This window comes from Rhodococcus sp. 05-2254-2, assembly GCF_002259095.1.
Taxonomy (GTDB): Bacteria; Actinomycetota; Actinomycetes; order Mycobacteriales; family Mycobacteriaceae; genus Rhodococcoides.
This window is the reverse complement of the sequence record NZ_NOZJ01000001.1, coordinates 89,493-102,051: the sequence shown is the minus strand read 5'-3', so window position 1 is coordinate 102,051 and position 12,559 is coordinate 89,493. Positions and strand designations below refer to the sequence as shown.

Here is a 12,559-nt window from a genome sequence, read left to right as displayed (position 1 = left end):
ACCGTGCCGGACAGGCTCGTGGCACCGGTGTTCGACGTCGACTCCAGTGACAATCCGATCGATACGTATCTCCCCCAGAACGGCAACCGCGGCTATCGCGTCTCGCGCTACGAACTCGACCTCGAGTACAAGGTCGAGAGCAACCGGCTGGCGGGTAAGGCGAAGATCACCGCGGTCACCACTGCGACGGTGTCGAAGTTCGCGCTCGATCTCGGCCCGGCGATGAACGTGTCGAAGGTGTCGGTCAACGGATCGCGTTCGGTGAAGTTCAGCCACCAGCGCGGCAAGCTGAAGATCACGCCCGCCAAGCCCATCGCGTCGGGTGCGGCACTGGTGGTGACGGTCGCGTACGGCGGAACCCCGAAGCCCATCAACGGTTTGTGGGGTGAGGTCGGCTGGGAGGAGCTCACCGAGGGCTCGCTCGTCGCCAGCCAACCCAACGGCGCTGCGTCGTGGTTTCCGTGCGACGACCATCCGGTGTCCAAGGCCAGCTACGGTATCACCATCACCACCGATTCCCCGTACTACGCGGTGGCCAACGGAACGTTGGTGCGCAAGCAGACTCGCGCCAGCCGCACCACGTGGGTCTACGAGCAGCCCGAGCCGATGGCCAGCTACCTCGCAACCATCCAGATCGGTCCGTACGAGCATCGCATCGTCAGCCCGGGGCCGGTGCCGATGAAGGCGATCACTCCGCCGCGCCTGCGAGCGCAGTTCGATCACGACTTCGGTCGTCAACCGCAGATGATGGACACATTCGTACGGCTCTACGGTCCTTACCCTTTCGCGTCGTACACCGTGGTGGTGACCGACGACGACCTCGAGATTCCGATCGAGGCGCAGGGGTTGTCGATCTTCGGTGCCAACCACTGTTCCGGCTCCCGGTACTACGAGCGTCTGGTGGCGCACGAGCTGGCGCACCAGTGGTTCGGCAATTCCCTCACCCTCGGCAAGTGGGCGGACATCTGGCTGCACGAGGGATTCGCGTGCTACTCGGAGTGGATCTGGGCCGAGAACTCCGGCGGCGCAACGGCTCACGACAAGGCCAAGCGCGCGCACACCATTCAGCGTGGTCTGGCGATGGACCTGCAACTCACCGACCCGGGGCCCGAGCGCATCTTCGACGACCGCGTCTACAAACGCGGCGCACTGGCACTGCATGCAGTGCGACGCACCATCGGCGACGAGCGATTCTTCGGACTGATCCAGGAATGGACCTCCAAGTACCGCTACTCGACGGTCGCAACCGCGGACTTCACCGACCTCGCCTCCCGCTTCGGTTGCCCCCGAAGTCTGTGGGACGCATGGCTGGTGGACAAGCAACTTCCGTCGTTGCCGTAGCTCCCGCGGGCAATCGGCTCCCCAGTTTCGGATATCAGCCTGCAATCGGAGGCCTGAATCCAAGTCTGGGGAGCCGATCCGCCGGTCAGACCCGCCGACGCCGCTTCTGCGCGTAGCCGATGGTCAAGAAGCCCGCCGACATCAACGCGAAAAGATTGATCGGCGACGCGATCGCACGGCCGACACTCGCATCGAGTGCCACGACCTGAAACAGCACCCAACACACGATGACGCCCAGCACCGCGAAAATCGGCCAGGGTCCGGAGTAGTTGTATTTCATGCTCGCTCCCGTCGGACGAGGGATGTGCCCGCTCCACGGTACCCACCTCATCGGCTGTGTCAGCGAACGCCGAGTGACAACATCAAGCCGGCCATCGCGTAGCCGTACAGCGCTGACGTTGCCAGTGCTTGTCGCCAGAAGCCCGGCGGGAACGACGCCGCCCAGCGTCCCCTGCCGTCCAGTTGCAGATCGCAGGGGAAGTCGCTGATGGCCATGGCCGATCCAGGATTCTTCGAGTGCGCGAGCACCACGCCGGTGGTGAACGGCAGTCCCCGAACGAACAGGTGGCCGCGCGCTTCCCCGGCCCGGTACCGCACCGTTGATTCGGTGACAACCCCTGTGTACCAACGTCGTTGGACGTTCCAGCCGGTGGCGTGCGCGAGGCGAAGATTGCGGTCACCACGCGGTGCCGTGTCCACGGTCTCGACGTCGGCGATCAGTCCCCAGCGCAGCATCGACGCCCACCAGGCAATCCGTCGGCTGCGAAATACCACTGCACCCAGCAGCACGATCGCGAAGACGTAGGGCACCATCGTCGGAAATCTCGACCAGCATGCGGCCGGCACGATCACCGCGACGAGGAACCAGTACGCCTCACGCCGGTTCCATACTGCCGCACCCGTGATCGCCACCGTCGGAGGCACCCGATGCGGCGGGACCGTGCGCGAGAACTGCAGCATGATGCCGCTGATCCTAGAGCCGAACCGCCCCTACGCGCTCGGCAAGTGCGCAGACGTTTTCGATCGCACCACCAGGCCACACAGTGCCGCCATCACCGCGCCGAAGCCGAAGATGATCGGATACGTGACCACGCCGGGCCATGTCTCGGTCAATGCCGACAGCAGGGCGGGCACCGCGAAGCCCAGGTAGGTCAGCGAATAGAACACCGCGGTGAGGCCGGCGAGATCATCGGGGCCCGCAATGCGTTGCACCTCTTGCAAACCCGAGACCAATGCCATGCCGTACCCGCACCCCAGCACTGCCGCCGCGATCAGGGCCGCGGCGATGGTCAGCACCGACGCCGCCCACGCCGCGACAGCCATGCCGACAACAAGCAGTGTCAGCGCAACCAGAGCGCCTCGCGCACTGGCGGGAGTGTCGATGCGACGCCCGACGGCCTGGATCGCGAAGCCGGAACCGAGCGCGATCACCGCCATCGCGGCCGACAGAGCGACGGGATAGCCGCCCCCGGGCTCGTCGGCCAGCGCGTCGGCCATCAGTGACGGCAGCACCGCGTACGCGACGCTCGCGGCACCGAACACCCACGGGGCCAACGGCAGCACGACGAACAGGAACCGTCGATGGGAGGCGGACGGAATCCTCAGGTCGTCGAGCAGCTTCTTGTTCTTCGATGCCGCTGTGGCAGTGCGAGTTTCGGGAACCGACAGCATGCCGACACCGGCGACGATGCAGATCAGCACGTGCACGCTGTAGGCGAGGTGCGTCGGCCACGGCGCCCACTGCGCGAGCACACCGGCAACTCCGGCACCGAGGGCGAAGCCCGCGGTCAGCGACATCGCCGCACGGCGCGCTCCGGCACCGGGTTTGGCGGTGGCGTCGCGGCTCGAGAGTTCCTTGACCCAGCTGCCGCCCACGGCCATACCGATTCCGAGCGCGATACCGCTGAGCACGCGACCACCGAAGAGCAGGTACGCATTGTCCGGTCCGAGTGCGATCAGGATGGACCCGGCCGCGGCAATTGCTGTAGCGGGCAACATGATCGGGCGTCGACCGAGTCGGTCGGACAGCGGTCCGCAGATCAGCATCGCCGGAATGATGCCCAGAACGTAGGCGAACAGGAACGTATCGACCACCACGGCCGAGAACCCGTGGTCGAGTCGGTACATCACCAACAGCGGCGTGAACTCGTTGCCGCCCCAGGCGACAGCGAACATCCCCGACGCCACCAGCAGCCAGCGTCGCGCAGTCGTCTCGATGTCTCGATCGTTCGTGATCGTCTCGCTCATCGTGCTCCCCCTCTGTCCGGTCGTAGGCCGTGCACCCCGAGCATGTGTTGTTCGACGGCGCGCTCGAATCCGTCTGCGTCGCCGGCCTCGATCAGGTCGGCCAGCCGGCGATGGTCGTCGACGATGCGGGAGATCTGGCCTGGGTCACGCGTCACCGAGGCTGCGGTCATTCGGCGTTGACGCTCGCGAAGTCCGTCGTAGAACGCGTCGAGCAACGGGTTGCCGCCCGCATGGACGACGGTGCGATGGAAGTCGGCGTCGACGGCGCTGAACTCGGCGGCGGTACCGTCCACGGCCAGCTGCTCTTGTAGCTGCAGGTTCTCCCGCAGCGCGGACACCACGGATTCGCGGGCTGACGCGTCGTCGATGAATGCGCGAACGCTGCCTGCCTCGACGAGTCGACGCGCGTCGACGACGCTCTCGGCCTCACCCACCGCGATCGGCACCACCAGTGCCCCGCGCTTGGGGTAGAGCCGCATCCACCCCTCGACCTGCAGACGCAGAAACGCCTCGCGTACGGGCGTGCGACTGATCTCGAGCCGGGTGGCGATCTCACCCTCGCTGACGAGCTCACCGCCGGGCAGTTCCCCCGAGACGATGAGCTCCTTGACCGTCACATACGCCGTATCAGCGGCAGATTTCGTCTCGGACACAACATAGATACTAGATGCACCTCAACTGTGCACCAATTCGGGAGCCAAAAAAGTCCACTCAACGTGACATTGACTGCCGAAAAGGCCACCGAACGTCACATTGACTCCCCAGGGGCAGGGCGGTCAGGGCACCCAGTGTCTTGCGGCGATGTCGTCGATCACTGGATCTCCGTCCTGCGCAGCATCGAGTGCTTCGAGGTCGTCGCGCAGTGCGTTCAGTCGCGGGTCGTCGCCCTCGGCTTGTTCGGCGGCCGTTCCTCCGTCGTCGGCGAGTTGCGCGAGCAGCTTCGCGCGGACGCGATCCTTCAGCGAGTCGCTCATTCGTCGTCACCCTTCTTGAAGACGCGGCGGGCCGTGGGGATGAGCGCGATGAGCACGCCCAGCAGCACGATGATCGAGAAGATTTCCAGCAGCATGTCCAACTCCTAGTGATGTCAGGTCGGGGCGATCGCGGTGCCCCACGGGGTGTTGCGCACCACGGTGAACACGGTGAGGACGGCGATCAGCACGATCACCGTCGGGCGGTTGAATCGCGGGAGCTCGAGGGGGCGTCCGGTCCACCGAGCGCGCAGCCACAGCGCCCACACTGCGAGCGCGCCGACGGCAACCACGACCGCAACGACATTGCTCGACGCAGCCGCCGCGATGTCTCCGCGGGTGAGGTCACCGAGAGCCCGGGTCGTGCCGCATCCGGGGCACCACAATCCGGTCAGCGCGTGAAACGGGCAGGGAAGGTACGCCGAAGTGCGAGGGTCACGAACGTGCAGCAGCACTGCCCCACCGACAGCCGCAACGGCAACACCGAGGGGTGCGGCGATGCTGCGCGATCGGGTGGGTGCCGTCATGACTACCAGTCCATCACGGTTCCAGCATCCATCAGGGTTCAACGATGATCGTCGCCGTCATGTCTGGATGCGGGGTGCAGTGGTACGTGAAGGTCCCCGCGGTGTCGAAGGTGTGCGTGAACTGACCGGTCTCCATCAAAGCGCTCCGGAACGAGTTGTCGTCGGCGACCACGTTGTGAGCCATGCCGCGGTCGGCGAACACCCAGGTGACGGTGTCCCCCACGGAGATCGTCAGTGACTTCGGCGAGTACATCCGATCGGCGACGGTCACCTGGTTCTCGGCAACGGGTTCGGCGGGTGCGGCCGGGGTGGTTGCGGTGGAGCAGGCAGTCAACATGATCATCGATGCCGCGAGCAGTCCGAGAGCCTTCATACCTCCGACGGTACCGAAGGTCTTCACTCCCTCCGGCCGAGGATGTACTGGGCCGTCAGTGCAATCGATCGCTCCGAATCCTGGGACAGTTCCTGCAGCGCCGCGAGCGCTGCCGAGCCCGGAATGCTCGCCAACGCCTGCGTCACTCGCTGTCGCACCACGGCGTCGTCGATGCCGTCCATCAACGCCGCCACTATGGAGTCAGCGGATCCCAGCATGCCCAGGGCATCCGCGGCATCCACATCGTTCGTTCCGGCGTGCACCATCGCGATCAGCGTCGGAATGGCGTCGGCGACGCCTCGCGCTGCCAGTTCCAGTGCAGCGACCCGCCGGACCTGCTCGTCGTCGTGGACCAGCGACTCGGTCAGCAGTTCGGTGGAAGCGGGGTGAGATATCTCGACGACGGTATCCACGGCGCGGCGTCGTACCTCGGGGTTCGGTGAGTTCAGGCCCTCCTGCAGCGGCCCGATCGCGTCCCCACCCGACTGAGCGAGAGCCCACCGCAGTGCGCCGGCCACGTTGGTTGCGGGCTCACGCAGCACCGCCTCGGCCAGGGCGTCCGCCGGAATGGGTCGATCTCCGACGGAGGACAGCGCCGCCGTCTGCCGCTTCCCTGCACTGACAGACCCGAGATCACTCAGCAGCGCCACAGTGTCGAGTACGTCCTCCCAGTCCGCCGGCCGCAGGTCGCCGATGCGACGCAACCGCGTGAGCAACTCGGTATCCCGAGCGATGCGTTCCTCCGTTCGGGCGGCGAGCTCGTCGACGAGTCCCGAGGCCGCGAAGTTCGGGTCGTCGAGCGCTCGGCCGACGTCGTGCAGGGACAACCCGAGCGAACGCAGCGACTCGACGTGGAACAGGCGCCGCACATCATCCGGCGAGTACTCGCGGTAACCGGTGCCGCTGCGAGACGTCGGTTGCACCAGCCCGAGCCTGTCGTAGTGCCGGAGCATGCGCGCACTGACGCCCGACCGCCGCGCCACCTCACCGATCAACATCGTTCCATCTCACCCCGCACAGTCGTTCACGCCAAGGGCATCGACACGTTTGGCCTCGAACACTGCGAATCCGGCATCCGGGTCTCGGAGCAGCGCCTCGGTTGCCAGCGCATGGGCGCGAACGGCTGGATCCGTGCTCGACGCGGCCTCGCGCAGCATCTCCTCGATCACCGATCCGAGCGCAACGAGCGCGCGGCTGAGGCTCCGCTGGACGTCGTGCCCACCACGGCCGAGTTGGGTGGCGAGCATTGTCGCCAATGCTGATTCGCTTCCTGCCGGCACCAGAACCACTGCGGCTCGCCATGCGCTTCGGGCCACTTCGTCGTCCGGATCAACAAGCACGGAAGAGGTGATCGCCTCCCACGCCGACTCGTCCTTGATTTTCGACAACGTGTGTAGCGCCTGGCTGCGTGCCTGCGCGCCGCCCGATCTCACCTTCTCGATCAACCGCGGAACCGTCGCCGACGCGGGAAGTCGAATCAGCGCCCACGTCAACATCTCTCGCACCTGAAAATCCGGTTCGACGGCACACCGCTGCAGCAACGCGTCGAGAAACTGTAGGTCCGGCGTGGTGCCGATATCGAGCGCTGCTCGAAGCCGAACCGAAGAAGCGTGGTGCCGAAGTAGTTCGTTCATGGCCGTCAGCCAAGACCTTGTCACGATGTGAAGGTCAACTCCGAGTCAACACATCGGCGAGTGTTCGGTTCATCGTGTTCAGTGCGCGCACCGCACCCCGCAGCGGACCGGGCGCGTTGGTGGAGGTGAGCAGCACATCCAATACCGTTGTCTCGGTGATCTTCTCCGGCGGCTCGACGTGATTTCCGGCAACGGCTGCCTCGACGTGACGCACAGTGTCGCGCACCAGAGCCGCAGCGTCGCGTAGCGCCTGGGCAGTCTCGGCCGTCGGAGCCGTTTCCGCCTCGGCGCGGGAGGCGAGCACGCCCGCGCGGGCCAGAGCGTGCGCCGATCGGCCGCTGACTGCCAGCACTCGTAGCAGTCGTTTCGCGCCTCGCCTGCTGCGGGTCGTCGGCCCGAGCACCAGCGGCTTTCCGGCCGACACGACGTCCTTCAACGCATTGTCGAGCGTGCGCGTCGACGCCACCAGGTCGGTCTCCTCGCCCGGAGCGATGACCGATTCCACGCTGGATTCGATCAACGTATCCAGCTGTTCGAGGTACGTATCGACCTTGTCCACCAATGTCTTTCGAGTACTTGTCGAGAAGATGAAGTAAGCGGAGACCATACCGACCGTGCCGCCGACCGCGGTCTCGACGATCCGAAGCTCGAGCACTTCGATGCTGAACGTTCCCAGTAGCCCGTAGAGCATCGCGAGCAGAATGGTGACGAAGAACGACAGCAGCGCATACGCCACCGTCACCAGATAGAACGCGAAGAAGACACAGACGACGATCAGCACCAACTGCAGGGGTTGATTGTTGCCCACCAGTGCGGCGATCACCACCCCGGCGAGCACACCCGCGATGGTCCCGAGGACGCGTTGGCCAGCGCGCGTGAGGATTTCACCGCGCGTCGACGCCCCCGTGAACACCAGGAACGCCGTCAGTACGGCCCAGTACCAACGGTCGGGTGAGACCAGTTCACCCAGCACGGTCGCCGCACTGGTGGCGACGGCCACCTGGATGGCGGCCTTGGTGCTCGGATTGAGTCCGCTCGGCGTGTCCTTCGTCGCAGGTTCGGGGACGACTCGGGGACCCGCATCAACGGCAACCGCATTGGTGGTGATGTGATGAATAGCGATGTGCGCCTGCACAGCTCGTTGAGCCGAGACCGTGGCAATCCCCGCGGGGGTGGACGGGTCGGCGCGCTCGGCTGCTGTGGACGCCAACCGACGGGCTGCACGCAACTGCTCTGGCGACGGTGTGTTCTGCAGAACCGACCCGAGTGCCGTGGTCGCCTGCCCCAGCGCTGTCGGCCAGGGCTTCGCGGGATCCAGAGCCCACAGTGAGCTGACGAGCTGCTCGGTGGCGATCTGGGCGTCGAACACGCGGAGCGACAGATCTGTGCTCGTGACGCTGAGCAGTTGCCCGGCATCGTGTCGGTCGAGCCAGTCGTCGATCATCAGCGCCGTGTTGCCGAGTCGGTCGAGTCTGCGGCGCACCAGGTTCAGGTCGCGGCTTTCCCCTGCCGACGCCGCCTCGAGCACCGACACCGAGACCGCCCGCATGGCGAACAGCAATCGACGAACCTCCACGATCGGCCGATCGGGGAAGATGACCGCTCGCACGAACAGGGCAATCACCAAGCCGCCGAGGATCGCCGCGATGAGCATCGGCAGCTGCCCCGGCGTCGCGCGCAGGAACAGCGCGAAGAAGTACGAGATGAACGAGACCATGCCCAGCGCCGTGCCGCGCGGGCCGAAACGGCGCACCCACACGGCCGTGAACAACACCACGATGAATCCGACGTCGGCCACCTTGCCGAGTTCGGAGAGCAACGCCGCCAACGTCACTGCCGCCGAGGCCGGCAGCGCCATCAGTGCGGTGGTGACCAGCCGACTGTGCTGGTCCTTGTCCTTCACCGCCGCCGACGCCTGCATCGCCACGACGGTTCCGAGCATCGCCACCGTCACCGGCTGCCCGATGGCGCGCGTGATCAGCACCAACGTCACCATCGCCAGCAGTACCGTCAGCGTCGTCGCCGACGCGCCGCGCAACCGTACTTGTCCCGGATCCGAGGCGTCGAGGATTCGGGCGAGGCGGTTCATTCCCTCGATTCTGCGCTACGGCTCAGCCCCGTGCCGCCCGGATCGCCGGGGCCGACGAATGCGGCAGCAATCGGCTCATGTCCGATGGCATGACCAGTTCGACGGTCGCGGATTCGTCCAGTCGGTACGGCTGCGTGGAGATGATGCCGGCGAGGTGTTTGCGCAGCCGCGACATCTCGGCCCGCACGGTGATGGCACGTCCGTCGTCGCCGAACAGATCGGCGGCCATCTGCGACGCGGTTCGCCCCTGCCGATGCGTGGCGAGAAGGTACAGAATTTCGGCGTGCCGAGGCGTCGGCTCGTGGGTCCACTCCCCCACCTCGCTGCGCACTTCGATGCGAGGTTTCTGCGAATTGCGCAGGTCGATGCGAATTCTCGTCGATCCGACATCGGCGACGCCGGAATCCATCGTGCTGGTGGGTCGGACGAGCCATCCACCGGGCAGCGGCTCGAAGTCGCACACGCCGAGGGTCGGCAGCCAGAAGCGTCCGGTCGCCAGATCCTCGGGCAACAGAATGCGATTGCGCAGCGCCACCGATTCGACAGCCGCGACCCAACCGTTCGCGTCCACGGCGAGGGCCGGGGACTGCAGGCGCGCGAGCATCGGTGCGGCCACCGAGCGCAGTCGATCGAGGGTGCTCCGATGAAGTTCCCGCAGTTGCGATTCCGCCAACCGTGCGACGGCGTCGACGAGTGCGATGGTGGTGGGGTGGACAGTCTTGGCCGGGCCGCTGACATCGATGGCTCCCAGCACCTGACCGGTCCGAGGGTCCCGAATCGGCGCACCGGCACACGTCCACGAATGGTGGCTGCGCACATAGTGTTCGGCCGAGAAGATCTGCACCGCGCGCCGGGAGACCAGCGCGGTGCCGATGGCATTGGTGCCCACCGAGTCCTCGGCCCAGTTGGCGCCTTCCACGAAGCCGAGGTCGTCGGCGCGGTCCAGTACGGCGGTCGATCCGCTGCGCCACAGCACCCGGCCGTGCCGATCGGCGACGACGAGAATGTTGTCGCCGTCCTGCACCACCGATTCCAGGCCGCGGGCCAGATCGTCGAGGATGTCGAACAGCCCCGATTCCCGACGGCTCAGCTCGAGGTCGGAGACGTCCATCTGCGTCTCGGCGGGGTTGCCCAGTTCCGGGTCGATGCCCAGGGTCTGCAACCGCCGCCACGAGTCCCCGATGACCTCGCGGGGACGTGCGGGCGACTTGCCGCCGGTCATGGTCGCGTCGTACACGGCAGTGAGAATCTGCGCGTAGCGGCGCGGGTCTTCGCCGGCCGCCAGCGCAGGTTCAGGACCTGTCGACTGCGTCATCACAGTCAATTGTGCTCCAGCTCACAGATCGACATCAACGGGGGTTACCGATAGACCAGACCGCCGTCGATCAACGGAGCCTGGCCGGTCATGTAGTCCGAGTCGGGCCCGGCGAGATACGAGACGAACGCCGCGACATCCTCGGGGGTCTGCGCGCGACCGAGGGCGATGCCGCCGACGAATTTGTCGTAGGTCTCGCCTTCCGCTGCGCCCGTCAGCTCGGCGAAACGCTTGTCGATGGTGACCCACATATCGGTGCCCACCACGCCGGGGCAGTACGCGTTGACGGTGATCCCCTCGGCCGCGTATTCCTTCGCTGCAGCCTGGGTGAGGGCACGAACGGCGAATTTCGTTGCGCTGTATACCCCGAGCATGGCGAACCCGTCGTGACCGGCGATCGACGACGCGTTGATGATCTTGCCCTTCTGGCCGAGAGACCTGAATTTCGCTGCGGCAGCTTGGATTCCCCACAGCACACCGTCGACGTTGACGGCCCAGATCTTCTTCGTGTCCTCGGGTCGAACATCGTCGAGCGGCGCAACCTGCGCGATGCCCGCGTTGTTGACGATGACGTCGAACCCGCCGAGCGCCTCGTGCGTGTGCTCGACGGCGGCGAACACCTGATCGCGGTCGCTGACGTCGGCCACGAATGTCGTTGCTTTCGAGCCGGTTTCACGTACCTCATCGGCGACGCCGGCGATCTTGTCCTCGACCAGATCCACCAGGGCGATGTCGTGTCCGTCGTTCGCCAACCGCAGCGCGATGGCCCGGCCGATGCCCTGGCCCGCACCGGTCACCAGCACCGCGCTCATGACGCTGCCCCGGTGGAAGGGTCGACCAGAACCTTCATCTTGGTGCCCGCATGCAGCGCCTCGAAGCCGTCGTCGATGACTCCGTCGAGCGTGATCTTGTCCACCCAGCCCGTCGTGTCGTAGTGGCCCTGGCTCATCAGATCGATGACGGCCTCGTAGTCGGCCGAGGTGTAGCAGAGCGAGCCCTGGATGCGAGATTCGTTCATCACCAGCTTCTGCAGCGGTGTGGTCAGGGGTTTTTCGTAGATCGCGACGCTGACCAGTGGCTTTCGCGCACCGATGCATCCGAGCGCTGTCTCGACGGCCGGTTGCACGCCGGCCGCGTCGTAGATCGCATCGGCTCCGTTGCCGTCGGTGAGATCGGCGATGAAGGCGGGGACGTCGACAGCCGTCGGGTCCAGGGTCTTCGCGCCCAGGGCTTCGATCGATGCTCGACGCGTCGGCGATGGTTCGACGACGTACACGTTCTCGACGCCCTTGCCGCGCAGCGCGAACCACAGTCCGATGCCGATAGGGCCGGCCCCGAACACCATCGCGGTGTCGTCGGGGTTCGGATCCCCGAGTGTCGCAGCGTGATAGGCGACCGACATCGGCTCGACGAGCGCACCGAGTTCGAGGGAGACGTTGTCGGGCAAGGCATGAATCATGTCGGTGGGCACCACGGTGTATTCGGCCATTCCGCCGTCGGACATCAGTCCGTGGAAGCCGATCTGCGCGCAGATGTTGTAGTTGCCCGCGCGGCACGGGCCGCAGTGCCCACAGCGGTAGAGCGGCTCGATGGCGACGCGGTCGCCCACGTTGATGCCGGTGACACCCTTGCCGAGTTCGGTGACCGTGCCCGAGAACTCGTGGCCCAGCACCAGCGGCATCTCCTGACCGGTCAGCGGATGCGGCGAGGTGGGGATGAAGATGGGGCCGGCGTAGTACTCGTGCAGGTCGGTTCCGCAGATTCCGTTGAACCCGACTTGGATCTTGACCTGCCCTTCACCTGGATTCGGCTCGGGTACGTCGGTGATCTCCACCTTGTTGGGGCCGTAGTACACAGCTGCGCGCATCGCTTCACTCCTGATCGTCGGATGCACTCATGTCTATGTGACGCCGACCACTTCGGACAGGGTTGCAGCGCGTTGCAGTCACTGCCCTCGGAATCGGGTGCATTCGACCGCGCTGAGCGCGGTCAGCTGCACCGGATTCGCACTGCAACCCCCTGCAACTCTCGACCACCCACCCCTGAAGGTGTGTGCTGGGTC

Annotated in this window: 14 protein-coding genes; 1 reads left to right on the top strand and 13 read right to left on the bottom strand. The window is 65.8% G+C overall.

Annotation, left to right across the window (positions count from 1 at the left end; genetic code table 11):
• The first annotated feature begins 3 nt into the window (after window positions 1–3).
• Complete coding sequence (locus tag CH283_RS00495; RefSeq protein ID WP_094640900.1) at window positions 4–1,341, top strand: M1 family metallopeptidase; 1,338 nt, start codon at window positions 4–6, stop codon at window positions 1,339–1,341.
• An 85-nt stretch (window positions 1,342–1,426) separates the two neighbouring features.
• Here the strand turns inward: CH283_RS00495 and CH283_RS00490 are convergent, their stop codons facing one another.
• The 13 genes from CH283_RS00490 to CH283_RS00430 all read right to left on the bottom strand — a co-directional run bounded on the left by CH283_RS00490 (window position 1,427) and on the right by CH283_RS00430 (window position 12,364).
• On the bottom strand, window positions 1,427–1,621 hold the full coding sequence (locus CH283_RS00490; protein ID WP_094640899.1) for a hypothetical protein: 195 nt from the start codon (window positions 1,619–1,621) through the stop codon (window positions 1,427–1,429).
• A gap of 59 nt (window positions 1,622–1,680) precedes the next feature.
• On the bottom strand, window positions 1,681–2,301 hold the full coding sequence (locus tag CH283_RS00485; RefSeq protein ID WP_094640898.1) for a hypothetical protein: 621 nt from the start codon (window positions 2,299–2,301) through the stop codon (window positions 1,681–1,683).
• A gap of 30 nt (window positions 2,302–2,331) precedes the next feature.
• Window positions 2,332–3,588 (bottom strand): MFS transporter, encoded by a 1,257-nt coding sequence (locus CH283_RS00480; RefSeq protein WP_094640897.1) that lies wholly within the window; start codon window positions 3,586–3,588, stop codon window positions 2,332–2,334.
• Entirely contained in the window at window positions 3,585–4,241 is a 657-nt protein-coding gene (locus CH283_RS00475; RefSeq protein ID WP_094640896.1) for a GntR family transcriptional regulator, read from the bottom strand. The genes CH283_RS00480 and CH283_RS00475 overlap by 4 nt, the downstream gene beginning before the upstream one ends.
• Window positions 4,242–4,364: 123 nt before the next feature.
• Complete coding sequence (locus CH283_RS00470) at window positions 4,365–4,562, bottom strand: hypothetical protein (protein WP_094640895.1); 198 nt, start codon at window positions 4,560–4,562, stop codon at window positions 4,365–4,367.
• A gap of 113 nt (window positions 4,563–4,675) precedes the next feature.
• Window positions 4,676–5,086: a DUF2752 domain-containing protein gene (locus tag CH283_RS00465; RefSeq protein ID WP_094640894.1), complete on the bottom strand. Its 411-nt coding sequence runs from the start codon at window positions 5,084–5,086 to the stop codon at window positions 4,676–4,678.
• 31 nt (window positions 5,087–5,117) lie between these two features.
• Window positions 5,118–5,459 carry a cupredoxin domain-containing protein gene (locus CH283_RS00460; RefSeq protein ID WP_094641386.1) on the bottom strand — a complete coding sequence of 114 codons (342 nt, stop codon included), beginning with the start codon at window positions 5,457–5,459 and terminating at the stop codon, window positions 5,118–5,120.
• 23 nt (window positions 5,460–5,482) lie between these two features.
• Window positions 5,483–6,457, bottom strand: coding sequence for a HEAT repeat domain-containing protein (locus tag CH283_RS00455; protein WP_094640893.1), 975 nt, complete (start codon window positions 6,455–6,457; stop codon window positions 5,483–5,485).
• Between the two features lie 9 nt (window positions 6,458–6,466).
• Window positions 6,467–7,093 carry a HEAT repeat domain-containing protein gene (locus tag CH283_RS00450; RefSeq protein WP_094640892.1) on the bottom strand — a complete coding sequence of 209 codons (627 nt, stop codon included), beginning with the start codon at window positions 7,091–7,093 and terminating at the stop codon, window positions 6,467–6,469.
• Window positions 7,094–7,127: 34 nt separating this feature from the next.
• Window positions 7,128–9,182, bottom strand: a complete 2,055-nt coding sequence (locus CH283_RS00445) for an FUSC family protein (RefSeq protein WP_094640891.1) — start codon at window positions 9,180–9,182, stop codon at window positions 7,128–7,130.
• Window positions 9,183–9,204: 22 nt separating this feature from the next.
• The gene (locus tag CH283_RS00440; RefSeq protein ID WP_068053582.1) at window positions 9,205–10,497 is read right to left on the bottom strand and encodes a GAF domain-containing protein; all 1,293 of its coding nucleotides are present in this window, start codon (window positions 10,495–10,497) and stop codon (window positions 9,205–9,207) included.
• 44 nt (window positions 10,498–10,541) lie between these two features.
• The gene (locus CH283_RS00435; protein ID WP_068053580.1) at window positions 10,542–11,309 is read right to left on the bottom strand and encodes an acetoin reductase; all 768 of its coding nucleotides are present in this window, start codon (window positions 11,307–11,309) and stop codon (window positions 10,542–10,544) included.
• The gene (locus CH283_RS00430; RefSeq protein ID WP_094640890.1) at window positions 11,306–12,364 is read right to left on the bottom strand and encodes a 2,3-butanediol dehydrogenase; all 1,059 of its coding nucleotides are present in this window, start codon (window positions 12,362–12,364) and stop codon (window positions 11,306–11,308) included. Before CH283_RS00430 ends, CH283_RS00435 begins: the two co-directional genes overlap by 4 nt.
• Between the last annotated feature and the right edge of the window lie 195 nt (window positions 12,365–12,559).